At 65.8% G+C, this 21,140-nt stretch carries 38 protein-coding genes; 16 read left to right on the top strand and 22 right to left on the bottom strand.

What is annotated here, in order from left to right; genetic code table 11:
• Nucleotides 1-54: 54 nt before the first annotated feature.
• From WYO_RS26535 to WYO_RS26520, 4 genes are all read right to left on the bottom strand, one after another.
• Nucleotides 55-333, bottom strand: coding sequence for a hypothetical protein (locus tag WYO_RS26535; RefSeq protein ID WP_007568534.1), 279 nt, complete (start codon nt 331-333; stop codon nt 55-57).
• Between the two features lie 82 nt (nt 334-415).
• Nucleotides 416-613: a helix-turn-helix domain-containing protein gene (locus tag WYO_RS26530; RefSeq protein ID WP_244424315.1), complete on the bottom strand. Its 198-nt coding sequence runs from the start codon at nt 611-613 to the stop codon at nt 416-418.
• Nucleotides 614-684: 71 nt separating this feature from the next.
• Entirely contained in the window at nt 685-1,122 is a 438-nt protein-coding gene (locus WYO_RS26525) for a hypothetical protein (RefSeq protein WP_007568532.1), read from the bottom strand.
• Nucleotides 1,123-1,132: 10 nt separating this feature from the next.
• Nucleotides 1,133-1,354, bottom strand: coding sequence for a hypothetical protein (locus WYO_RS26520; RefSeq protein WP_244424313.1), 222 nt, complete (start codon nt 1,352-1,354; stop codon nt 1,133-1,135).
• 540 nt (nt 1,355-1,894) lie between these two features.
• Between WYO_RS26520 and WYO_RS26515 the strand changes: the two genes are divergently transcribed.
• From WYO_RS26515 to WYO_RS26490, 6 genes are all read left to right on the top strand, one after another.
• A complete protein-coding gene (locus WYO_RS26515) occupies nt 1,895-2,743 on the top strand; it encodes a hypothetical protein (protein WP_007568529.1) in 849 nt (282 codons plus the stop codon).
• A gap of 135 nt (nt 2,744-2,878) precedes the next feature.
• On the top strand, nt 2,879-3,676 hold the full coding sequence (locus WYO_RS26510) for a hypothetical protein (RefSeq protein ID WP_007568528.1): 798 nt from the start codon (nt 2,879-2,881) through the stop codon (nt 3,674-3,676).
• Complete coding sequence (locus tag WYO_RS26505) at nt 3,673-3,981, top strand: hypothetical protein (protein WP_007568527.1); 309 nt, start codon at nt 3,673-3,675, stop codon at nt 3,979-3,981. Before WYO_RS26510 ends, WYO_RS26505 begins: the two co-directional genes overlap by 4 nt.
• Before the next feature lie 92 nt (nt 3,982-4,073).
• Nucleotides 4,074-4,526: a hypothetical protein gene (locus WYO_RS26500; protein WP_007568525.1), complete on the top strand. Its 453-nt coding sequence runs from the start codon at nt 4,074-4,076 to the stop codon at nt 4,524-4,526.
• Nucleotides 4,493-4,981 carry a hypothetical protein gene (locus WYO_RS26495; protein WP_007568523.1) on the top strand — a complete coding sequence of 163 codons (489 nt, stop codon included), beginning with the start codon at nt 4,493-4,495 and terminating at the stop codon, nt 4,979-4,981. Before WYO_RS26500 ends, WYO_RS26495 begins: the two co-directional genes overlap by 34 nt.
• Nucleotides 4,982-5,723: 742 nt before the next feature.
• Nucleotides 5,724-6,110: a hypothetical protein gene (locus tag WYO_RS26490; protein WP_007568521.1), complete on the top strand. Its 387-nt coding sequence runs from the start codon at nt 5,724-5,726 to the stop codon at nt 6,108-6,110.
• A 248-nt stretch (nt 6,111-6,358) separates the two neighbouring features.
• Here the strand turns inward: WYO_RS26490 and WYO_RS26480 are convergent, their stop codons facing one another.
• From WYO_RS26480 to WYO_RS26465, 4 genes are read right to left on the bottom strand one after another with little or no spacing between them, the layout of a single operon-like run.
• Entirely contained in the window at nt 6,359-6,559 is a 201-nt protein-coding gene (locus WYO_RS26480) for a hypothetical protein (RefSeq protein ID WP_007568517.1), read from the bottom strand.
• Nucleotides 6,560-6,563: 4 nt separating this feature from the next.
• Nucleotides 6,564-6,749 (bottom strand): hypothetical protein, encoded by a 186-nt coding sequence (locus tag WYO_RS26475; protein WP_007568515.1) that lies wholly within the window; start codon nt 6,747-6,749, stop codon nt 6,564-6,566.
• A 4-nt stretch (nt 6,750-6,753) separates the two neighbouring features.
• Nucleotides 6,754-6,945: a hypothetical protein gene (locus tag WYO_RS26470; RefSeq protein WP_007568513.1), complete on the bottom strand. Its 192-nt coding sequence runs from the start codon at nt 6,943-6,945 to the stop codon at nt 6,754-6,756.
• Complete coding sequence (locus tag WYO_RS26465; RefSeq protein ID WP_007568511.1) at nt 6,942-7,199, bottom strand: hypothetical protein; 258 nt, start codon at nt 7,197-7,199, stop codon at nt 6,942-6,944. Before WYO_RS26465 ends, WYO_RS26470 begins: the two co-directional genes overlap by 4 nt.
• Nucleotides 7,200-7,633: 434 nt before the next feature.
• Between WYO_RS26465 and WYO_RS26460 the strand changes: the two genes are divergently transcribed.
• Together WYO_RS26460 and WYO_RS31220 are read left to right on the top strand one after the other, a co-directional pair.
• On the top strand, nt 7,634-8,278 hold the full coding sequence (locus tag WYO_RS26460) for an AAA family ATPase (protein ID WP_007568509.1): 645 nt from the start codon (nt 7,634-7,636) through the stop codon (nt 8,276-8,278).
• Nucleotides 8,275-8,634, top strand: a complete 360-nt coding sequence (locus WYO_RS31220) for a hypothetical protein (protein WP_007568507.1) — start codon at nt 8,275-8,277, stop codon at nt 8,632-8,634. Before WYO_RS26460 ends, WYO_RS31220 begins: the two co-directional genes overlap by 4 nt.
• A 91-nt stretch (nt 8,635-8,725) precedes the next feature.
• Here the strand turns inward: WYO_RS31220 and WYO_RS26455 are convergent, their stop codons facing one another.
• Complete coding sequence (locus WYO_RS26455) at nt 8,726-9,244, bottom strand: hypothetical protein (RefSeq protein WP_007568505.1); 519 nt, start codon at nt 9,242-9,244, stop codon at nt 8,726-8,728.
• A 225-nt stretch (nt 9,245-9,469) separates the two neighbouring features.
• Here WYO_RS26455 and WYO_RS26450 point away from each other — a divergent pair, with 225 nt between their 5' ends.
• From WYO_RS26450 to WYO_RS26435, 4 genes are read left to right on the top strand one after another with little or no spacing between them, the layout of a single operon-like run.
• Nucleotides 9,470-9,715, top strand: coding sequence for a hypothetical protein (locus tag WYO_RS26450; protein WP_039904361.1), 246 nt, complete (start codon nt 9,470-9,472; stop codon nt 9,713-9,715).
• 41 nt (nt 9,716-9,756) lie between these two features.
• The gene (locus WYO_RS26445) at nt 9,757-10,284 is read left to right on the top strand and encodes a hypothetical protein (RefSeq protein ID WP_039904357.1); all 528 of its coding nucleotides are present in this window, start codon (nt 9,757-9,759) and stop codon (nt 10,282-10,284) included.
• Nucleotides 10,281-11,270, top strand: coding sequence for a site-specific integrase (locus WYO_RS26440; protein ID WP_007568502.1), 990 nt, complete (start codon nt 10,281-10,283; stop codon nt 11,268-11,270). Before WYO_RS26445 ends, WYO_RS26440 begins: the two co-directional genes overlap by 4 nt.
• Nucleotides 11,267-11,491 (top strand): hypothetical protein, encoded by a 225-nt coding sequence (locus WYO_RS26435; RefSeq protein WP_039904353.1) that lies wholly within the window; start codon nt 11,267-11,269, stop codon nt 11,489-11,491. Before WYO_RS26440 ends, WYO_RS26435 begins: the two co-directional genes overlap by 4 nt.
• 41 nt (nt 11,492-11,532) lie before the next feature.
• Here the strand turns inward: WYO_RS26435 and WYO_RS26430 are convergent, their stop codons facing one another.
• The 13 genes from WYO_RS26430 to WYO_RS26370 all read right to left on the bottom strand — a co-directional run bounded on the left by WYO_RS26430 (nt 11,533) and on the right by WYO_RS26370 (nt 18,989).
• Entirely contained in the window at nt 11,533-11,967 is a 435-nt protein-coding gene (locus tag WYO_RS26430) for a hypothetical protein (RefSeq protein WP_007568499.1), read from the bottom strand.
• Between the two features lie 5 nt (nt 11,968-11,972).
• Nucleotides 11,973-12,206, bottom strand: a complete 234-nt coding sequence (locus WYO_RS26425) for a hypothetical protein (protein ID WP_007568497.1) — start codon at nt 12,204-12,206, stop codon at nt 11,973-11,975.
• Nucleotides 12,203-12,712 carry a hypothetical protein gene (locus WYO_RS29440; RefSeq protein ID WP_007568496.1) on the bottom strand — a complete coding sequence of 170 codons (510 nt, stop codon included), beginning with the start codon at nt 12,710-12,712 and terminating at the stop codon, nt 12,203-12,205. Before WYO_RS29440 ends, WYO_RS26425 begins: the two co-directional genes overlap by 4 nt.
• A complete protein-coding gene (locus tag WYO_RS26415; protein ID WP_007568495.1) occupies nt 12,709-13,050 on the bottom strand; it encodes a hypothetical protein in 342 nt (113 codons plus the stop codon). The genes WYO_RS29440 and WYO_RS26415 overlap by 4 nt, the downstream gene beginning before the upstream one ends.
• A complete protein-coding gene (locus WYO_RS26410) occupies nt 13,047-13,475 on the bottom strand; it encodes a DUF5681 domain-containing protein (RefSeq protein WP_007568494.1) in 429 nt (142 codons plus the stop codon). The genes WYO_RS26415 and WYO_RS26410 overlap by 4 nt, the downstream gene beginning before the upstream one ends.
• 61 nt (nt 13,476-13,536) lie before the next feature.
• The gene (locus WYO_RS26405) at nt 13,537-13,788 is read right to left on the bottom strand and encodes a hypothetical protein (RefSeq protein WP_007568493.1); all 252 of its coding nucleotides are present in this window, start codon (nt 13,786-13,788) and stop codon (nt 13,537-13,539) included.
• A 53-nt stretch (nt 13,789-13,841) separates the two neighbouring features.
• Nucleotides 13,842-14,195 (bottom strand): hypothetical protein, encoded by a 354-nt coding sequence (locus WYO_RS26400; protein ID WP_007568492.1) that lies wholly within the window; start codon nt 14,193-14,195, stop codon nt 13,842-13,844.
• Nucleotides 14,192-14,479, bottom strand: coding sequence for a hypothetical protein (locus WYO_RS26395; protein ID WP_007568491.1), 288 nt, complete (start codon nt 14,477-14,479; stop codon nt 14,192-14,194). Before WYO_RS26395 ends, WYO_RS26400 begins: the two co-directional genes overlap by 4 nt.
• Nucleotides 14,480-14,875: 396 nt before the next feature.
• Nucleotides 14,876-16,327 carry a phage/plasmid primase, P4 family gene (locus WYO_RS26390; protein ID WP_007568490.1) on the bottom strand — a complete coding sequence of 484 codons (1,452 nt, stop codon included), beginning with the start codon at nt 16,325-16,327 and terminating at the stop codon, nt 14,876-14,878.
• Nucleotides 16,324-17,244: a toprim domain-containing protein gene (locus WYO_RS31830; RefSeq protein WP_007568489.1), complete on the bottom strand. Its 921-nt coding sequence runs from the start codon at nt 17,242-17,244 to the stop codon at nt 16,324-16,326. The genes WYO_RS26390 and WYO_RS31830 overlap by 4 nt, the downstream gene beginning before the upstream one ends.
• Nucleotides 17,241-17,690, bottom strand: coding sequence for a hypothetical protein (locus WYO_RS31825; RefSeq protein ID WP_007568488.1), 450 nt, complete (start codon nt 17,688-17,690; stop codon nt 17,241-17,243). Before WYO_RS31825 ends, WYO_RS31830 begins: the two co-directional genes overlap by 4 nt.
• Nucleotides 17,687-18,382, bottom strand: coding sequence for a hypothetical protein (locus WYO_RS31820; protein ID WP_007568487.1), 696 nt, complete (start codon nt 18,380-18,382; stop codon nt 17,687-17,689). Before WYO_RS31820 ends, WYO_RS31825 begins: the two co-directional genes overlap by 4 nt.
• 295 nt (nt 18,383-18,677) lie before the next feature.
• Nucleotides 18,678-18,989, bottom strand: a complete 312-nt coding sequence (locus WYO_RS26370; protein WP_007568486.1) for a hypothetical protein — start codon at nt 18,987-18,989, stop codon at nt 18,678-18,680.
• A 189-nt stretch (nt 18,990-19,178) separates the two neighbouring features.
• Between WYO_RS26370 and WYO_RS31215 the strand changes: the two genes are divergently transcribed.
• The 4 genes from WYO_RS31215 to WYO_RS26355 all read left to right on the top strand — a co-directional run bounded on the left by WYO_RS31215 (nt 19,179) and on the right by WYO_RS26355 (nt 21,140).
• Nucleotides 19,179-19,409, top strand: coding sequence for a hypothetical protein (locus tag WYO_RS31215; protein WP_128755100.1), 231 nt, complete (start codon nt 19,179-19,181; stop codon nt 19,407-19,409).
• An 89-nt stretch (nt 19,410-19,498) separates the two neighbouring features.
• The gene (locus WYO_RS26365; protein ID WP_128755099.1) at nt 19,499-20,044 is read left to right on the top strand and encodes a phage tail assembly chaperone; all 546 of its coding nucleotides are present in this window, start codon (nt 19,499-19,501) and stop codon (nt 20,042-20,044) included.
• Between the two features lie 2 nt (nt 20,045-20,046).
• Nucleotides 20,047-20,826 carry a phage baseplate protein gene (locus tag WYO_RS29425; protein WP_007568483.1) on the top strand — a complete coding sequence of 260 codons (780 nt, stop codon included), beginning with the start codon at nt 20,047-20,049 and terminating at the stop codon, nt 20,824-20,826.
• Complete coding sequence (locus WYO_RS26355; protein ID WP_007568481.1) at nt 20,823-21,140, top strand: hypothetical protein; 318 nt, start codon at nt 20,823-20,825, stop codon at nt 21,138-21,140. The genes WYO_RS29425 and WYO_RS26355 overlap by 4 nt, the downstream gene beginning before the upstream one ends.

Below are 21,140 nucleotides of genomic sequence, written 5' to 3'. Positions count from 1 at the left end.
AGGATCCTCGAGGCGAGGGACGCGGGCGACCGGCCCGCTCGGGTGCGGGTCGGATCAGAGCAGGGTGGCGAAGCCGGTCAGGACGATGCCGCCGCCGATGATGGCGACCGCGGCCAGAAGCTCGCCCGCGGTGTCGAGGAAGCGCAGGGACCGGCTGTGCGCGGTGTCCGGCCGGATCGGGGCGACGGCCTGCCAGGGCTCGATCGCGCCCGGCTGCTGTTCGTCCGGCAGATTGCGGTAGCGGCGATCCACGGGTGCGCGGACCGGCTTGCTGCCGACCGTAACGCGGACCGGGATGGGCTGGCTAAAATTGGGGATGCGGACGTGCTTCATCGTTCGGGCTCCCGGCGGGGCTCGTGGCTGCAGGTCGGTGGTGAGGAGGGAAGCCGACGCGAGGCGTCGGGTTGGTCAGGCGCTAGCTGGGCGAGGCGCGAGCCTTGGCCGCCGAGGAAGTCAGCGGCAGGGCCTCAAGGAAAGCCACGATGTCCGACCGCAGGAGGATCGTGGCCCCGCGCAGCTTGCGCGCTGGGAGGGCGCCTTCGGAGATCAGCTCGTAGAGCAGAGCCTCGCTGACCCCGATCGCGGCGGCGGCATCGCGAGGCCGGTAGGCCAAAGGGTCCGCAGGGGCCGCCCGGGGAGCCTCAACTTTCGGATCAGGGCTGCCGGTGGGCATTGCGGGGCGGCTCACGACGCGAGCCCGCTATCAAGAGCCCAGTGCGGATGATCGCCGTCCGGCCCGTACAGGTCGGGCAAGAGCACCCATAGCCGGGCATCGATCCGGTTCAGGATGTCGTCGGCCACGTCGGAGGCGGCGGACCGCAGGCTCTCGTCCTCGAACTGATCGGCATCGGCGCGCCCGTCGCCGTAGACGTACTGCGCGAGTGCCATGCCCAGGACGGCAGTCCCGATCTCCGCCTGGGTGGTGGGCGACAGCTTGTGCCACGCCTCAGTCAGAGAGAACGGGAGCGGCAGTCGGGACCAGAATACAGCGTGATCCGGGAGGCGGGCAGTGTCGTCTCCACGGAGGGTACGCGTTTGGTCCGAGCCCGTAGCAGCAACGGGAGTAGCCGTGGCGGCGAGGAGACCGGCGGTCAGAACGCGGCGGTTGATGCGGGCGGTCATCGGCTCGGCCTCAGTGCGCGGCCATGTGGCGGGCAAGCTTGGCGGCGCGCCACGCGGCGGTGAGACAGACAGACATGGCCTCTGCCCAGGTGCCGCCGAAGCGCTCCTGATGGGCACGGGCAGCCTTGGCGGCGGCCGACATGATGGCACCGCGGTCGAACTGCCCGGCGGCGAACAGCGGGCGGCGGGTGGTGCGCACCGTCATGTCGATGCGGGCCTTGGCCGACAGCAAGCCAGCCGGGACCTTAGCGCGAGCATCGAAGCCAGCGCGGTCGATGGTGTTCCAAGAGATGGCTCGGCGGGAGGACATTGGCGGCGTCCGGTACTGTTGCTATAATCCAGTTATAGGGCTCGCACTGCGTTCCTGTCAATAGCCCTATAACTCAGTTATTGCGTCGGGGGACAGGTTCCGGTAATGTCCTCCAATCAGAGGCCCGCATGTCCGCATCCGATGTTCGCCTGACCCCACGTCTACTCCGCGCGGCTCGCGCTATGGTTGGATGGCAACAGCTAGACGTTGCCAACGCCTCGGGCGTGCCAAAACCGACGATCTCGGCCTTCGAACTGAAGCCCGAGAGTGGGAAGCTCACCACAATGAATAATCGGGCCCTGGTCGAGGCATTCGAGCAAGCTGGCTTGGAATTCATCCCCGAGAACGGGGGCGGCGAAGGCGTTCGGTTCCGCATGCGGAAGGATGGAACGCGAGACGAGCACTGACTTGGCGGCAGTACGGCGGGCCCAAACCGAACTGGCAGGGATTGGAGCATAGGACATGGCGAGGGCAAGCGAGCGAGAGCGGCGCAATCAGCGCAGGCGGGAGGAGAACGAGCGGGAGGCTGCGGGTAAACCGCATGACGTAGAAGCTCGCGAGTTCGCTGATGAGGTCCGTGACCTGATCAAAGACTTCCGAGGCGAGCGCCCGGTCGGTCCAGCACAGACCGAAGCGGAACGGCTGGCCGCGGTCTTCATCTATCTGCGATCAGTCGTGATCCAGAACCTTCGCCAGTTCCACCACCACCCAGAGATCCAAGAAACCGAATTCGAGCGCGCTCGCGTCGCGCAAGAGGCGCTGACCATGCTCGATGACATGGCGCTGGTACGACGGCACTCAGTGCACAAGTATTTCACCGGAACGCGGAAGATCCTTAAGCCCAAGGGCCCAACTTCGCAAAGCATGTCGATCGAATGCAGGTTAATCGCCTGCGCCGAAGCAATTCAAGAGTCCGGCAAGCCCATTACGATTAAAAAACCCGATGCTATCCGGCTCATTCTGACCCGCCCTTTGCTCTCCGCCCACGTCAAGAGCGAGCGTGATTTCGAGGGCTTCTACAAGAAATTCAGGACTGACCCTGACTATGCCGCAAAAGTCGCAGGCTATCGCGACATCATGGCCCTTACGGGTGTCCGCGATGCCGAGAGCGCGCTCAAGTGGGCCGAGACAGGGATGACTTTTGCGACAGCGCCGCTCCGACTTGAGGCAGCTTCCCAGGTTCGTGATCTTGGGGTGGTGGTGCAGCGGGAAGACGGCGCCCGCGCCTTCGTGCAGCCCACACCATCCCCGCTGCGCACCTTGCCGGACCGCACCGCCGGAGCCCTGAAGATCGCGACGGGCCAGAAATAGAATGGCTTCAGGTTGAGCTTGGAAGGTGGCGCTTCATCTGCTGCCATAGGGCGGTGCCATTTCCCTCCTGGTACGCCAGCCCAAGGGGAGCGACAACGTCCACCTACCCTACTTCCCGCCGGAGGGGTCGCCAGGATGAGCAACGACATCACCCCGGTCGAGGACACCTTTGTCCCGATGAGCGGGACCATGCAGATGCTCCAGCGGGTCGGCGTGCTGTGCACGAAGGCGGCGCTTCAGCAGGTCTGGTGGGCGGGTCTCGCGTTCGACATCGGCCAGACGGCGGTGGAGTTCGGCTACTCGCGCCAGACCGAGCGCCTCCTGAACAGGATCGGTGCCCGTATCGACGCGCTCGAAGATGGGGTCCGCGAACGGCTGAAGGCTGACGAGGTCTACCAACTCTCGGCTCAGGCCGCGATCCGGTGCATGCTGATGGAGATCAACCCTCGGATGGCCGAAGCCTTGGCGCGGGCCGTCGTTGAACTGGGCGTTTCCGATCTTGAGCCGAGCGAACGGATGGAAGTCGCGCGCGGCCTTGATGCGTTGACCGAACCGGCGCTGCACCTTCTCCAGATGCAGTACCGAGCGCAGCACGATCTCCTGACCGAACCCGAGCTTCAGGCGGTCGATGGTGACGTGAAGAAGCCGATGCGCTTCATGGCGTTGATGTACTCCTCCATGCGCTTGACCTCCTGGCTGGCCCCTACGCTCGAATTAGAGCGAGCCGGGTTGATCGCAGTGACGCTCGACAACGGGACGTTCGCCGAAGCGCACACGGCAACCATGGCGATCCGCGGCCAAGTCGTGCATCTCCAGGATGTCTATCCGGCGGGCGAACGTGTCCTCAGGATGTGCTTTGACGATCCCGCTGTTCCCGCCTTCGGGGCCTACGCCGTTCAGCCAGCCCAAGCGCCGAGCGAGCGCGAGCCATGAAGATTGAGATGACGCCGGAGCAGATGCAGATGGTGCAGACGTTCATGGAGTTGCAGGCCACCCATAGTGCTCGACAGGCAGCAGAAGCGCGCGCCCAGGAAGCCATCGCCAGTGGATTGGCCGGGAAGCTCGCGGCCGGATCGACCGATCTGGATGAGCCTGAGGTTCGGCTCCTCCTGACCTTCGTTCAGAACATTGATGTCCTGCGAGGCGTGAACCCCGCCATCTGGACCGAGGACGGCGCCGCGCGTCTACGGGAACTGCAACCCAAAATCGTGGCGGCCAAGACCAAGCTCGACAACTGACGGGAGGCGTCTGCGTGCGTATCGCCGAGGCTGGACGCCCTATCCTATCAACGCCCAAGAACGGCACCACGCAGTGCGAGTCCTGATATCCGATGGTCTCCGGGCCCTACAGTCTCGGCGTGCAGCCCGAAACCGTCGATGGCTGGTGCCGAGTGGCGACGCGTTATCAGGCCGCTGCGCGCACCCTCCTCGCTGGCAAGCATCCGGCCGAGGCGTGGAATTCGTCAGGGTTTGCGGTCGAGTGCGCATTGAAGGCGGCGGTCATGGCGCATCAGCGCTTCAACCGTTTCCCCAGCCGGGATGTCAGGCCCGACCTGTACACCCACGATCTTAAGCTCCTGGCGCGCGAAGCCGGTATCGATTTCAGGGGACTACTCCGTGACCCGATCGCAGCCCATTTCCAGACCGTACTTCTCTGGAGCCGATCGGAGGGCTACAATCCCACGACGATGCCGATGCGCGTTGCGGAGGACATGGTTTCATCGGCCTGCGGACCGAGCGGAGTGATCCAATGGTTGGCTACACGCTACCGCCTGACCATCTGAACACCGGGGCTGACTACCTCTCGGCGTTGCAGAAGCTCGGCCTCGATCCGGAGGGGCTGCTCTGGGCCTATGACCGCACGCTCAACGAGTTCGTACTGGTCCTTGTCACCGGGCAGTTCGATTTCGTCGGCCCGACCGCGATCTACGAGACCCTGACGAAAGCCTACAATCTCGCCGCCACCCCGGAGGCGATCTCGCCGTTCATCGTGCGGCTGCACAGCCCGCAGCAGGCGATCGTGCGCGAACTCCGGACGGCCTACGGTTGGGATATCCGGGTTGATCCTTTCAGGCCGACCGATCCGCCGGGGCTGAGTGTCGATATCGCATTGAACGCGGGCGACCTGACCTTCCGCATTGAGTGGGTCTACCACCTGCGCGAGCGCAAGGTGGCCCCGGCCGAGCGCGCGCGTCGTTGGCGGCGGTTTCAGGGGAACGTCGAGAAGCTGGCAGCCTGAGGTCAGCGATCGGGCCGATCTACTCTACAGTCCGCCACTTCACGGGCGGTAGCTCTGGCCCTGGCGTTCGTGGGCTCTGCTGGTGGAGACGCTGGCGGTCTCCGGTCACGACCTCGGCCAGCCCATCAATCGCGTCTAGGATCCCTTCCGTGGCCTTGTAGAGTGGCCCCTGTGGCGTGGCTCGGGTGAGCACCAAAATGCATTGCTTCCGCCATCGAGCGGCATCCTCAAGGAAGGCAATTTCTTCACATCGAACGAACACCCCGCGTCGCGCCATCGCCTATCCTCCGAGCTTGGCCAGAGAACTAGAACGGACGCCGAACGTGGCGAGGCGGTGACCGTGAACATGGGCATGTTCCAGCCGTGTGTCACCGGCATCCGCGAACAGAGCAGGTCCCGGTGACGGGTTGTTAACCATGCAGGCGCAGGATGGCCGCAGCGACCGGCCTGCGGGCTGAGCGCTGGAAGAGCAGCGCTGGGGCCGTTACACGGTCGGTCCCGGTGCGGCCTCGCCAGCGCAGTCGCATCAAGCCCGCCATTGGAAAACCAGGGCGGGCCTTGTTCGTTTTAGGCTTTGAAAGGTTAGCACTGCGGTGCACCATGGTGCGTCCTCCCGAGGGACACCCACCGGCCCGGTCCAATTTTCCCCCCTCACTTGGAACGGGTCGGTGGGCCTCAGACGCTGAGCAATCCCGCTTCTGGCCGCATGGTCTGCCAGCAACGCTTGGCGTAGCTCGGCCGGATGTCATCTGGTCTCGCCCCCACCTTGATCCCGAACCCCGTCGCAATGTGGCATGGGGCGATCGAGAACATCTCTCCGCACGCCTCGCCCTGCCGCTACCTCACGCCGGCGCAGTGGGCGAAGATGCGGGAAGCGGCGCTCGACTTCTGCGACCGGTTCGGCGCCGAGGCTCACCGGCACGGCTGGACGGATCGAGAGTTGTTCGGCGTCCACCCGGAGCACGGCACGCTCCGGATCGACTATTGCGGTGCGCTGATGGTCGCCGGTGACCGGGTTCAGGGCGTCGAGGCTGACCGCATCGTGTTCGAGCGGACCGCGGCACGCCGGGATAAGCAGGGGCAGGAATGGGGTCCGCCGATCTGGGAGTTCAAGGCGAAGGCCGGTTAGGACTCCCGCGGCTCGCCCATCCCGGTCTCGGTCAGCAGCTCGCGCCCACCCTGCGTCAGAAACCACAGCTTCCGCCCGGCTGCCCCACGCACCGGCCGCTCCTCGACCAGCCCAAGATCCCGCAACACCGGCATGACGCTCGGGTGCGCCCCGTGCCGCATGCCCTGCGGGTACAGGGCGCATGCTCGGAGGGCTTCGAGTTGAAGACGGCGAAGAGGGGCACGGATCTCGGTGGGCATGCCGGCGAATTACCGCCCCTCGACGAGGAGGAACAACACGGTCGAGAGCGCCAGCAGCAGCCCGAAGGCATAGGCGGCGTGGATGTCCCTGCGGTCCAAAGCCGCCCTGCCGCGCCGCGCCATGCCGAGCTTGGTGGTCGTGGCCGCCGTCGCCATCGCGGAAGCCATGACGGCCGCGAACAGGATCCAGCCGGTGAGGGTCTGAGGCATGGCGCTACTGCAGGCGGCCGACGCCGCCGTTCAGGCCGAGCACGATGGCCCAGGCCAGCACGTCCCCAGCGGTGAGCCAGTCGCCGCCGTCCACGCGCCAGTTCTCGAAATCGTCGTCGGGCTCGACGGTGTGTCCGCGGGACTTGAGCACGGTCACCGCCTCCGCGATCGGATCCGCATCCTCGAACATGCGGCTATGCAGACGCGAGAAGCATTCGCTTCCGCGCCTCCATCATGCGCTCCTCGTCCGAACGCTCCACCATGTCCGCAGCGACCTTCTCGACGATCTGCCGCGTGGTCGCCTCGTCCAAACCGAGCCCGCGGGCGAACCCGTCGAGCCGACGCATCATATGCTGGACCGTAGTTCGCTCGGCCGGCTCACTCATGCCTTCACCGGATGCGCCAGCAGGATCGCGGTGCGGACCATGTTGCGCTTGTAGGCGTCCCGGCCCGTCAGAAGCGCGTCCTGGGAGGCCTTATGGCCTGCGACCGTTGCGACGAGGTCGAGCACCCACCCTTTCGCCAGCGGATAGGCCTCAGACGCGAGATCGGCGAGCACGGCATTCACCGCGGCGGTGATCTCCTCGTCCGTCACCTCGGAGACCTTACGCAGGTCAAAGACTGTGGGGTTGCTGGCCATGCCGGAGAGCTACCGCGGGTCCCCTGCCCCGTCCATGAGGCTCGTTCGCGTTGAGCCTTGATCACAACAGATGCGCGATGCCACGCGCCACGACGACGAAGAACGAGAACAGCAGCAGCATGGCGGCAGTTGCCAGCTTGGCGCGCACCCACCCAGGGTTTTCCAATTCATGAGCGACTTAGCTAGAGCGTAGACGGCCGGACGGCCGTATCATCACGGCTCGCCCGGCCCTGTTCACACCCTGACCGCGTCTGCAGCTCGTAAAGCCGAGATAGGACAAGCAGTGCTGGAGCGCTACGGCATCACGACATTAAAGCGCTATCATACTGTAGCGCTACAGCGTCACGACGCTTTGACGCTCTAGCATGGTCAAGCCATAGCACTTTCCCACTGTCACGCTTCCCTGTTACAGCACGACAGCACCACGGGGTCACATGCGCACGATCACGCTCGTCACGCAGAAAGGGGGCGCCGGCAAGACGACGGTCGCGGCCAGTCTCGCCGTCGCCGCCGCAGAGGCCGGGGAGCGCGTCATCGCGCTCGACCTCGATCCGCAGGGATCCCTCGCCGCTTGGGGCGACAGCAGGACGGCGGACGCGCCGGCCGTGGACCGGCTCGGGCCGGATCGCCTGTCGGACCTCCCGAAGATCTTGAAGGCCCTTGGCCAAGAAGGATACACCCTCGCGGTTCTCGACACAGCGGGCGTAGCCTCGACCGGGGGCAATCTCGCCATGCAGGTGGCCGACTTGGCGCTGATCCCCGCCCGGCCGTCGCGCCTCGATCTTCAGGCGACTATGCCGACAATCGAGACCCTGATGCGGCTCGGCATGCGGGACCGGTTCGCCTTCGTGCTGAACCAGTGTCCCGCCGGGCGTTCAGCCCGAACCGTTGAGGCGGCCAGCGGTCTCGGGATGTTCGGCGTCCTGGCCGAACCATCCTTGACCACGCGCGCCGATCATCAGGACGCGCTAGCGGCCGGGAAGGGTGTCACCGAGTATGCGCCCGAGGGCAAGGCAGCCGACGAGCTGCGCGGCCTGTGGGCATGGGCGGATCGCAAGATGAAGGCGGCCAAGGCGTGACCAAGCGACCCTCAGTCATCGGCGGTCTGAAGTTGTCAGACGAGCAGGCCGAGGCCAAGGCCAAGAATGCCGCGCCGGCCGAACCCGAGGCGGCGGCTCAGGCTTCAGAGGCTCAGGCTCCAACCGCCCCTGCCCCGACATCAGCGGCAGCTCCGAAAGCCAGTGGCCGCCGGGCCCGCCCCGAGGTGGTGCATACCTCGGTGTACCTGCCGCGCGAGGTGCATCGGCGTCTGCGTGAGATCGCCTTCACCCGCGACGTGAAGGTGCATGACGTCATCATGGAAGGGATCGACGCCGCCTTGCAGAAGCACGGGCATCCGTCGGCGGCCTCTCTCAAGATTAAGGGCGACGCATAGCGCGATAGCGAGATGGTGCTGTGGCGTCATCGTGCTGTCCCGCTTTGGTGCTATAGCATTACAGCGCTAGAGTGTTGCAGCTAAGCTTCGGCTAGAGAAGCTTCTCAATCTGCTGCTTCGAGAGCTTACCGCCGTTGGCGAGGCAGGCCGTCGCGATTGTCACTACCTGAGCCCAAATATCAGGCCGCGCGAGACGCTGCTCCGCTAGCTGGAGCCCAACCTGGAACACGATTTTGCGCTCTTCCTGCACTTCGGCCGGATCTCTGTCGGCCGTCGAGATCAGAGGTGAGAGCGCAATCGTATCCTGCGCAATCCGCACGTCGCTTGGCTGAGCCTGAAGCGCCTCGTCGACGGCGCAGCCCTTAGTTCGCGTATCGGCGACAGCACCGGCGAGGATGATAGCGACGTTTCGACCAAGGTTCTTACGCTGCTCATCCTCGGGCAGGTCTGGATCGTGGATCAGCGTCGCGACGCCGGCGTTCCCGAAAGCCCCGGCCACCGAGGTAGGGGCATCAAGATCAATCCCATGCCCAGTCGGGCCACCTCCGAAGATGTGAGAGATGACCACGTGGGCCGCCTCGTGGTGCGCGACCTGCTCTCTGTATTCCATGCATCCGCCTCAACCGGGGAGGGAGGCGACGGCCATACACCCGGCCGTCCAGATGCAGAACCTTCAGCTGCCTGTCTCGCGATAATGACCCAACGCCGCTTCGATGCTGTAGCATTATACCGTTATAATGCTTTAGCGTTGCAGCACAGCTGTCTTTGGTGTAACTTGCGATAACACTGCTTCTCGAAAGCGTCGCGCGGATCAGACCGGAAGGGCTGTGAAGAAGTGAAGCCAGAGCTATCTTCGGTCGCCGAAGCGTTCGCCCCGCTTCGCCACGCCGCCTCCGCCGCAGCCCGGAACCTTGGGCTTGGCGCCGAGGCGCAGCAGATCTCGCCGGAGCATTGGCAGCGGGTCCTCTCGGCCGTCGAGGTGCGGATGGGAATGCGCGGCGTCGATCTGCCCGAAGGCTGGCGCGAAGACCTCGCTACGCACATGGGCCGCCCCGAGGCCGACGCCGAGCCAGGGAGTTAAACGTTTCCATTGCGACAAGCGTGCAGGATGGAAACACTTAGATGGATGGAGCCGTGAGCCGAGGGCCGGGCAAGGTAGAGCGGGCGATTGAGGCTGCATTCGTGGCTTCACCCGACGCTGCGTTCTCTGTCGCCGAACTCGGTCCCGTCGCCTACCCCGGCCTGAACCGGGTCGAGAAGCGCCACCGTGTTGCGATCATCAGGGCGGCAGACCGGGTAGCGTCTCGCCTCTGGTGGGCGAAGCTCATCAGCGAACGGCCGGGCGGCGAGGTCATCTACTGCAACACCCTCAACGTGCGATCCTATGCGCTCGGGCGGTCGCGAGCCGACTTCTGCTTCAATAACTTGCCGCTGGAGGTGGTTGTGCGGCTGATAGAGGCGCCCATCCCCGACGACCCCTATGCCTATCGCTCTCGGTGGGACTTAGTCCGACCCGGCGGCGCGTGGTGGAAGCACGTCGAGATCGCGAAAGCGCGGAAGGCTGGCGACATCGCCGAGGCTGAGCGTGTCAGCGAGGAGCTACGTGCCGATGTTGCGCAGCAGTTCGCCGCGCTGAAGGGCAGGCGATGAACGAGCCCGAAATCCTCGTGGCCGAACTGGCTGAGATTTCTGCCGGTCTACCAACGGAAGCCGCAGCGATCGTCCGCGCCTATCAGCGCGCCTCGAAGGCGGACGCCACCGTGAGGGCTTACACCTCGGACGCGAAGGTGTTCGAGGCGTGGTGCGCTCAATATGGCTTCAGGCCACTCCCGGCGACGCCTGAGGCTGTGGCGGCGTTCGTGGTCGCGGAGGCCGAGGATGGCCGTGCAGCCTCGACACTCGGTCGCCGTCTCGCGGCCATCCGGTACGTGCACCGGCTCGTTGGCCAGCCCGACCCGACCGACGCCGAGGGCGTCCGTGCCGCAATAGCCGGGGCCCGGCGCAAGGTCGGCGTAGCTCCCGCTCAGAAGGTCGCGGCAACGGCAGAGATCCTTGCGGCCATGCTGATGCGGACGCCAGATACCATTACCGGCAAACGGGATCGCGCCCTTCTCGCCCTCGGTTTCAGCGGTGCGATGCGCCGTTCCGAACTCGTGGCGCTCAACGTGGCTGATCTGATCGAAGACCCTGAGGGCCTGCGGGTTCGAGTGCGACGCTCGAAGACCGATCAGGAGGGCAAGGGACTGGAGAAGGCCATCCCGCATGGGCGGTACATCCGGCCGGTGGCGCTGGTGCGGGAATGGCTCGACGCGGCCGAGATCATGGAAGGCCCGGTCTTCCGGCCGATTTCACGATCCGGCCGGGTGCTTCACTTCGACAAGCAGGGCGAGCCGAACCGGCTGACCACCCAGACCGTGGCCGATCTCGTGAAGCGGTACGCCTCGGCCGCTGGATACGATGCCTCGACTTTCGGCGCCCACAGCCTGCGAGCGGGCTACATCACCTCGGCGGCCGAGCGTGGTGCGGATCTGGCCCGGATCATGGACCAGTCAGGCCATCGGGATGCGGCGACGGTCATGACGTACATCCGGCGGGCGAACGCGTTCAAAGGGCATTCGGGGACCGGCTTCCTGTGAGCCTGGAAGCCCGCCTCATGGTCGAAGACTATCCGGCGCTCGATGCAGTGCTCAAATTCGCCAACTCGGCCGGGTGCTTCGTCACCATCAGCCTAATCATGGATGGCTATCCGCCGATCTGGTTGGTGAACTTGTGGAGTCCGAACGGGCCTTCTGGGGGGGCCAATTCGCTCCTGTACTTGGGGCTCTGGAAGCCTCCGGCCGGAGCGTGGATCATCTGAGAACCGCGGGACCGCTCGCTCGTGACAGCAATCTTCAACTCTCAGAGCAAAAAATCATAGACTGCTTCGGGAAGCCGGTCGTCCGGGGATAAGAACGAGTGGTGTTGGACCGTTTCGGGCATCTCGTAGAACAGCGCCTCAACCACACCACCGAACGTCGGCCCGTCGCAATCCGGAACCGCCCCCTTGAGGGCGAACAGACGTACCCTGGCGTCACGCCGCCGGGCGTTCAGGTCTTCGCCAGCCGGGCTTTCTGATCCCGCGAGAAGCGCCGTCCGGAAGATCTGAGGGCTATCGTAGCCCAGGCCACGAGCCATCCCGGTCGCGATGCTGTCGCTCTCGGTAAGGCCCCCGAGGTGGTAGGCCACCAGGATATCAAGCAGCTTGGAGATCGGGTGCAGGGGCTGTGGCGCTGTGCTCGACGCGCCCAGGGCCTCCAGCTTCTCCAACCGCTGGCGCAGGCTGGTAACGTTCATGACGGTCACTCCCACGGCGCCTGAGCCCCCTTCAGCATCGCGTCGTAGTCGGACGCGAGTTGATGGACGGTCGCGGTCGCGAAGTATGCCTCGGCCTCCGGTGAACACGGATCGTCATCGTGCAGCGTCGCCTCGTACCTGCGGGCAGCTTCCTCGCGCTCCTCGGGCGTGAGCCTGATGGGTGAGGCGGCGCGGGTTGCCTCCAGCCGGGCAAGACGGATCAGCAGGTTGGAGGTCATGCCAAGGCCCCTTCCGCCATCCCGAAGAAGGTGAGGGCGCGGCGGATGCTCGCCTCGGCGTGGTCGAACTTCGGGTGGTCGCTCGGCCAGTGATGCGGCGTGCCGGGCAGTCGCGCCGCCTTGGCGTGCGAGATCTCGTCCAGGGCGCCGACCATCATCTGGAACATGGGACCTCTGCCGATCCCCTGAGCCGATGGGTTCTGGACGTACTTTTCGACTAGCGCCGCCTGGGCTGCCTCGATCCGGGTCCGCCAGTCGTCAGGATCAGCGAGGGAGCAGGTCTCCATGTCGTCGCGGTCAATGTAGCCGAGGCCGCGGGCGAACCCGTCGCTGATGCTGTCCTGCCGGTAAGAGGGTGCGGCCTCGGACGGCCGAGGATATCCGCCGAGGGCGATGGCAACGGCGTACAGGTTCGCCTCCACCATCTCAGGCGGCATGGGTACGGCGGCTTCCGCTGCCTGCCCTGCTTCGAGGCGCGCCAGACGCTTCATCAGGTCCGAGATCATCGCGCTCCTCCGGGGCTGTCCAAGTTGAAGGTGAAGGACGATCCGGCGCTGATCGGCCAGTCGGCTTTCCCAGCACGGGCTCGGTCATCCTCCGTCACCAGATCCGGGCTCAGGTCCCGGAGCGGCGCGCGGCCATTGTGGTCGTGGGCGGCGAGGTTCATGACGAGGACGCTGTCGTCATCGTGGATCGCGTGGCCGCGTTCGCGGAGGAACGTGACGATCTCGCCGACCGGCATTCCCCGCGGCGCCTCGACCCGGAAGGCGAGATGCTTGCCTTGCGAGGGCAGGGCCGTGGCGGCCTCCAGCCGGTTCACCCTGTCCATGAGCCTTGGAGTCATCGCTTGCCTCCTGCGGCCTGCTCCAGCGCACTCAGCCGGGTCGCAAGATCCACGGCCTCGATCGCCTTCGTGTGGGCATCCACGAGCTTCGACAGTTCAGCGGCCTCGCTCGGGGTGATCTCACCGTCCGCCACGCCCTGAAGGAGCGCCTTGGTCGCCTTGGTCAGGTCGGCCGCGGTTTCGATCTCCGGCAACACGAAGGTGATCGGCCTGTCCTTCCGGACGGGCATCAACCTATCGAGGCACATCCGCAGCGCGACGGTGTCGCCGTCCAGCGCCAACTCGATCACCTTGCGGGTCAGAGCCTCGCTCTCGCCGTCGAAGATCGCTTCCAGCGCCGTGGTCGAGCGGTTGCGGGCACCCTTCGGACGGCCGCCAGGATTGCCGCTGCGGCCGGGCTCGAACTGGGTGGTCTCGTTCGCCATCAGCAGCCCCCCGTGAGGTGGCCGCCCCCTGTAAACAACAGGAAAAATACAGGACCGCTGATCATTGGTAGCGCTCGCGCGAGATGTACTTCAGCGGCAGATCGACGGGCCGCCCGTCCTCGGCACCGACGACGATCCGGATGATGTTGAGGTCTTCGTCCCGTACCTCGTGACCGCACTCCCGCAGGAACGCGATGGCAGCACCTTCCGGCATGTTGTGCGGCCCCTGAATGGCCCAGAGCACCCGGCGGCGATGCATGGGACTGAACGCTGCGCCCTCAAGCTTTGCGAGGCGGGAATGGAGGCTTTGCATAGTCTCTATCCAAATTAGTCTGACGATAGATAGCACCTAACAATAGGATTGGCCTACTGCATCCACCGGAGACATCCTTCGGTCTCGCACTGGCCGTGCAGGTGGCCGTTGCTGCTGTCCCGAACCCAGGCAAGGCACCCCTTGCACGTTGGGCACTCGACGGTGCCGCTATCGCCGTCTTCGGCGTGGATCGCCGCGAAGACAGAGCGCATCGGTTCAGGTTCAGTCGGCGGGTCAAGGAAGGCGACCTTGAGCCCGTCCGCGAGGCCCTGGAGGGCAGCAACCGCAGCCTGATCGCGCACGATCCTTGAACCGTCGCGGGTCTCGATCGTCATGGCAGTGATCAGCGCCATCTGCCGGGCGGTCTCGATCCCAGCGTTGAAGGCGGCGCGCTCGCGGGGCGTCATACCAACCCCTCCAGCCCGGCCATCTCCTCGTCGGTTGCCGCGACGGCCGAGCACCACTGCATGTGAACCGGGATAGGCATCTCGTAGGTCGGCACCCGGTAAGCCCCAAGGGCATCGCGCCGGATCTCGCCGCCCGTCTCCTCGATCAGCCCGGCATCCAGGAGGGCCTTGAGCGTCTTCGGAGAGCATCGCGGGGGCTGACCACAACCGATGGCGTCGAGGGCACGACGCTGAGCAGACGTGCGGCCGGGGTGAGGAAGGCGAACGGTCTCGGTGCTCGGCATGGCAACTCCTTTCAGGCTGTGCGGGCGAGGGCGGCGTAGGCGGCCCAGATCTGACGGCGGTCGTTGGGAGGGAGGGCGTTGAGCGCCCGGCAGGCAGGCTCCAACGCGGTCACGTCTGTCTCGGCGCGGGCGAGAAGGCGGCACAGGTCAGCGGCGCGCGGCCCCGCGAGAAGGCGGGTGGTAGCGCGCAGACCACGAAGGCGGGCAACCTGTTCTGTGGGATCGATCCCGTCCGCGAACGGTCCCCAACGATCAGCAACGGGGATCATCGAGCGCCCCGCGCAGCCCGGCTCGCCGGTTTCCAAGTTTTAGAAACCGCCCGTTTGCCCGTGAACGCGCGCGCGTATGCGTATAGGCAGGATGGGGAAGTTTCCGAAATTCTGGAAACCTGAAACCTCATCGGCCACCTCCATCGCGGCTGAATTCGGCGTCGGAGTTCAGGCGGATGCCGCGGTAGCCCTTGGTCCTGATGGCTTTGATCTGGACCGGCTCAGGGAAGCCGCGGCGGCGCATCGACTCCTTGAAGGTCTTGCCCGTACCGGCGGGCTCGCCTGCAGCCTTGGCGTAATCTGCCCAGGCGTTGAACAGCACGACCTTGCCCTCGAACTTGTTGACGTTCTCGCGGTCCACGTCGCACCGCTCATCGAGGAACTGGCCGAAGACATCCTGGTCGGCGAAGTAGTCCTGCGTCGCGGCCAGGACCGAGGCGGGCTTGCACAGGCCCTCCCTCTGCCAATCCAGGCAGCCATCGATCATCCAGCGCAGGATGCCGGGCCATTCCGCCCTGAGTTGCTCCTCCAGCGTCGGGTCGGGATGCGTGGGCTTGCGGGTGAACGGGATGATCAGGAACCGGCGCCGGATGGCGTCATCGAGGTTGGTGATCGCCGGGGCGTAGTTGCCGAGCACCGTGAGCTTGAACTGCGGCCTGAACTCGAAGCTGTTCTGGCGCATGAACCGGGCACGGATCGTCTCGCCGCCCGTCAGGGATTTCACGCGGGCCTCGGCCCACCGCTTGCCAGCCTCGGTCTCGGAGGCCGACACCATCCGGGCCCCGGCGAGCGCAGCAAGTTCCTCAGGGTGACGCTCGTGCGGGGACGCAGTGAACGTCTCCAACCCGGCGACCTTGGCGTAATCGCCCATGACGCCGCCGAGGATGTTGGCGAACACCGATTTCCCGTTGCCGCCCGGCCCGTAGAAGAACGCCAAGGATTGCTCCTGCGTCGAGCCGGTCAGGTTGTACCCCGCCCACTGCTGGAGGAACCGCATCAGTTCCTCGTCGCCGCCGGTCGCTTCGTCCAGGAACAGGGTCCAGCGGGGGCAGTCGGCAAAGGCCGCGGGCGTCACGGCGGTGGTCTTGGTGATGTGGTCCTTCGGGTTCGGGGGACGCGTCTCGCCGGTTCGAAGGTCCACCGTGCCGCCCGGCGTGCCGAGCACGTAGAGATCTCGGTCCCAATCGTCGGTCACGACGGCGACGCCCTGATCCCGGCTCGCGTGCTCCTCGACGCCCTTCGCGAAAGCGGCCCGCCCCGCTCCGCGCTTGGTGCCCGCGCTCTCATCAATCGACATCTCGCGGGCGAGGTCGCGTGCCCACGCGAAGGCGCGACGGGTCTTGTCCTGCTGCCACCGCTGGCCGTCGAAGATGAACCACGAGCCGATGGAGTGGTCGTAGCGGACTCCGGGACCATGACGCCGAATGAACTCGACCGCGACCCGGTCCTCCGACAGGATCTCCCCGGTCAACGCGGCTGCTGCGGCGGCCACGGTCGGGTCGCCGGGGCGCTCGCCCTGGGGCCTGTAGGTCTCCCGCCGAATATCGTCGGCGTGCTGATCGTGCTCGCTCAGGCTCATGCCGAAGCGCCTCCCATCACGGCATCGTTCAGGTCTTTGACCCCCGCGGGGGGCCACACGATTTCGACGGCGCGCCCAGCGGCATGCCAACGTGCGCCGACCGCCTCGACCGCCTTGCGGCTGGCACCGGCATCGTTCTCGCCGATCACGACGAGGCGCTTCACGTTCGGCAGTACAGGCAGGCGCCCGATGGCCCCGGACGTGCCGAGAGCCCAGATTGGGGTAAGCCCGTAGTGCTCGCGGGCAGCGAGCGCGGTCTCGATCCCCTCGGCGACGTGCAAGGTGTCGGTGACGGCGGACACGGGGTCGAGCATCACCGCAGCACCCTCGGCGGTGCCGAGCATCTTGCGCCCGAGCTTCACCCCGTCCGGCGTCAGCGCGGTCCTATGGACCCCTATGATGCGGGCGGTGGTGATGCAGGTGAGCGGCGCGACCTGCGCGGGAGCGGTGTTCTGCTCCCACGGACAAGCCGGATGGTAGAACAGGGCTGTCCCCGCAACCTCGGGCGGCAGTGTCAGGCGCCGCCGGTTGAGATGCAGTTCGACCGGCGTCCCGAGCGGGTTCTGACCGTCGCGGCAGATCGCTCGGGCCCGGTCCTGGCGGCGAGCTATGGCGGCACGCTCCCGAGCCTCAGCACGGCGGCGAGCCTCTGCCCGACGCTGCACCTCATCAGGGTCGAGATCACGGGGGCGGCGCCAGTGATCGTTCGGCAGCCCAAGCTGAGCCGCCACATAATCGCGGCAGGTCATCCAGTCGTCGTCCGCGAAGCTCTTGACCACGAACCCGTCCGTGGCGTCGGCGAGGCGAACGCTCAGGCTTCGGTCTAGGCGCGAATGTCCCGGTCCAGGAGCAAGCACGCGGTCACCGCGCACTTGCCCGCCGAGCGCCCGCGCAATGTCGGGGAGGCTCAGCGTCATCCGAAGCGCTCCTCGAACCGGGTGTGGATGTCCCGCAAGATCGTCTCCTGGCGACAGGAGAGGTTGCGGCCCTGATCGAGTTGTCGGGCGAGCGAGCCGACGAATTCCGTCTCCCACGGCGACAGGAAACCGTGCGGCGCCGCACGGACCTTGGTGACCTGGGCTTTGTGCCGCCGCCGGGGGTCGAGATCCCGGTAGGTCTGGCGCCAGTCGCCATAGCTGCGCGGACCCGGTCCGGGCGGCTCCTGCGGCTTGTGGATGTACCGCACCACCTCCTGCGGCTTCTGGACGATGTGCTCCGCGAGGTCGTTCAAATCGCACCCGTTTGAAGACAGGGTGCGCTGGAGCATGGCCGCAGCCGTCGTCACGACGTGCGGGTTGTCGCTGCCAAATTGGCCGATGATCTTGCTGACCTTCACGGCCAGGGTGTCGGAGAGCGCCGTCATGCGACACCCCCTTCGATCTCGACCAGCCAGATCGGCAGGTCCATCGGCACGCGCAGACCGCGCGCCAGAGCCACGTAATCCGGCCGGGCCGCAGCCCAGTCCCGGAACCACGTCTCGCGGAACGGCTCCAGCCACTCCGTCCCGGCCTCGATCCACTCTCCATGCATCGACAGCGCGTAGAGAGCGGCGGCCTCCAAGCAGTCGATCTCGGTCTCGCCCAGGTGCTCCAGGGTCGCCGTGAGGAGCATGGAGAGGCTGAGCGGGTAGAACTCGCCCAGCACGCCTTCGCCGACGGCTACCTGCCGGAGGTTCTCGCCGATGATCCCAAGCAGGAACTCCGCTCGGTCACACCAACGGTGGTGATCAAGGATGCCAGTGATCCACTCCTCGACCGGGGTGAGATCCTTCCCCGGCATCTTCGGGTAGACCGGCACGTCCGGACGCGGGAGCGGTACGCGGGGGCACTTATGCCCGCCGTATTCCTCGAACGGAGGCATAACCCCGGTGGCCTTGGCCGCGGCGATGTACCTCTCGCGGGCTGCGGGCTCGTAGATCCCCGCGCAGAACGCGGCGCCCTCCGGAGTGAACAGGACGTGGTCCGGTTCTCCCGCCTCAAGGCTGTCCGGGTAGAAGACCGGCACGGTGATGCCGTAGGCCGTGGGCATCGTGCCGTAGGATCGGAGCGCCGTCATCGGGCAGTCCTCCACGACTCCGGCATCGACCCGTAGGCCAAGGCCGCCAACTCGGCCGCGACTTCACGGCTCACCGCCACTCGCGAGATGATCTGTCGAGCCCGCAAGATCTCGGGCGGCGGCATGTCATCGTAGTGGCGGAGTACGGTTTTGAATTGCCGCTGAGTGGCGCGTGCGCTATGTACGGGGGGCAAGATTTCAACTTTCGACCGGCCCCGGCGAGCGACCCTCGTGCGGGGCCGTTTTTTCGTCTGGGCTGCTGCGGAAGCCAGCGGGCGGACCCGCCAGCGGCGGATCACGCGGCGGCTTGGGCCGCGCTTCTGCGGGAGCCCCTACGCGGGCGCTCCGGCATCTCGGTTCGGCGGCTCTGGACGAGCCACGCCAGAAGATCCCAGACGAGGTACTTGGCGCCGAAGGTCTCATCCTCACGCCGGATGAAAGTCGGGCCGGTCCCGTTCAAACGGCGCCTCCGGAACCTATCTTCCGGCTCGCGCACAAAGGCGGCGGCCTCGCTCTCGGTCAGAACGATGTTGCGCGGCAGTTCGAGCCCCGGCGGCAATCGAAAGTCATCCAGTCGAGGCGGTAGAAGTTCTGCGGCGGCGTCCATCGGCGAGCCCTCGGCTTCGATGGATGCAGTGTGCTGGCTTACTTTCCCGAGATCGACAGGGACGATCCTGGAATTTCTCCGACTTTGAACCGGCTAATTTCGGAGAAACTCCGCGATTGATCCTGTCGATCTCGGGAAATCCCTGACGTACCTTCGCTTGAGTGATTGTTACGAGCGCGGGGTGCTGCGATGCTTGACGCCTTCAACACAAGCCGCGCCGGTCTTGAGGACAGAGCCCCGGCAGAGGCCGAGCTTCGGCGCATCACCATTCATCCTGACGATGTCACGCACGCTTCTGACGAAGCATGTGTGCTGCGGTTCGCGGTGATTGGGATTAAGCCGCTGGTGCCTATCCACCCCGGCGATGAAGGGTGGGTGACCTTCCGCGGAAAGATCCGCCAGTGGAAGGGAGAGCGCTGATGGCTCGCGGGAAAGTCGATCAGTACGGAGTTCACACGGACAATCGCCCAGACGGCCTCCGCTATCATCAGACGGTCCACGAGTTCGTGATGGGCGGCCACAAGTACGGCTGCCAGCCGCTCAACCCGCTGGAGCAGATCCATATCTCCCGGCGGCTCGCCCCCGTCATCCTGAGCGCACTGAAACCTGAGGGCGGGCGCAAGGCCATCTTGGCGCGGCTGACCAAGTTCGCGAACCTCGCCTCGACCGAAGACGGCGCGGCGCCCGAAGTCGTCGCCAGCGACCAGCTTGTGGCCGATGCGCTGGACCTCGCCACCAGCATCTTCGAGGCCGCCGCCGCGACTGACGAGGAGTCGGTCGATGTGATCATCCGGAAGTGCGGGGGTAAGATCTGGCGCAAGAACGAGGGCGGAGGCGGCCAACCGATCTGGCATTCTAATCAAGATTTGCCGACCTATCGCGACCTCGACGGGTTCAAGGTGCTGGCGCTCGTCTCGCGCTACCTGTTCGTTGAGTTCAAGGACAGCATCGCCGAATACATCGCCTCTCTGAACCTGAAGCCGGGTCCCGCCCTGATGGCGGCGGCTGGGGCCGCGGCCCAGCAGCGCCCGCCCGGCGCGCCTGGGGGGCTCTGACGATGGCCAATGGCATCTTGCTTCTGGGCGGCCCCTTCCAGATCGGCGGCATGTTCGTCCCAGACGTGACGGTCGAGGCGGTCGGGCAGGACGCGCTTGGAATTACGGGCGCTCCGGTCGAAACCGGCGCGACCATGACCGACCATTCGTACAAGCTGCCCGTTCGCTTGGAGATGGTTGCCGGGTGGTCGGATTGCGGCAAGTACAACGGTTACATTCGGGGTATTTACGAGAGACTCCTTCGTCTTCAGGCGACGCGGATGCCATTCTCCATCTTCACGTCTCGGCGTCGCTACCCGAACATGTTGATGGAGAGCATCACCGACCCAATCAGCGCGAACACTTACACTGCGATGCTGCCGCGGATCACGTTCCGCGAACTCATCATCAGCCGCACTCAGACCGACAGCGCGACCACGGCGAAGTCCGCCTCGAACCCCGCCAATCAGGCCAACCCCGAGAGCACCGGGGCGGTCACGGACCGTGGGACTGTCACTCCCCAGGCCGTTGGAGCGCAGTCGTTCGCGGGCGCCTACAACCCCGGCTCGTTCAACCCCGGCACCTTTAGCGCCGATGGTGGGTCGGTTGGGAACGGCAGCTTTGGCCTTGGCGGCATCAACCCGCCCACCGCCTCCGCCATCGACTACAGGCAACTCAGCGGCATCAGCCCGCCCATGTCGATCATCCTGCCGGAGATCAGCGTGACGACGGGGCCGGAGGCGATCGGCGGCCTCCAAGCGGCCGGGCCGGATCAGTATTCCATTTTCGGAGGTGGCCCGTGACGGTGCGGATCGAACTCCCCGCGGTGCCGTCGCAGTTCCAGCGGTTCCGACAGGATCTCGGGGGCACGACCTACAACTTCCGCCTGACCTACAACGCCGCTCAGGATGGCTGCTGGGTCATGGATATCGGCGACGAGAACAGCGTCGTCCTGGTCGCGGGCATACCCCTCGTCTCCGGTGTCGATCTCCTCGCGCAGTACCGGCACCTCGGCTTCACCGGCAGCCTCGTGGTCACCACGGACCGTGGCGCCGGAGAGGTGCCGACCTTCGACGGTCTCGGCGAGACCTCGCACCTATTCTTCATCCCGGACTGA

The sequence above is a fragment of the Methylobacterium sp. GXF4 genome, assembly GCF_000272495.1.
GTDB lineage: Bacteria > Pseudomonadota > Alphaproteobacteria > Rhizobiales > Beijerinckiaceae > Methylobacterium > Methylobacterium brachiatum.
The sequence above is the reverse complement of the archived record's forward strand: the minus strand, read 5'-3'. Positions and strand labels throughout refer to the sequence as shown.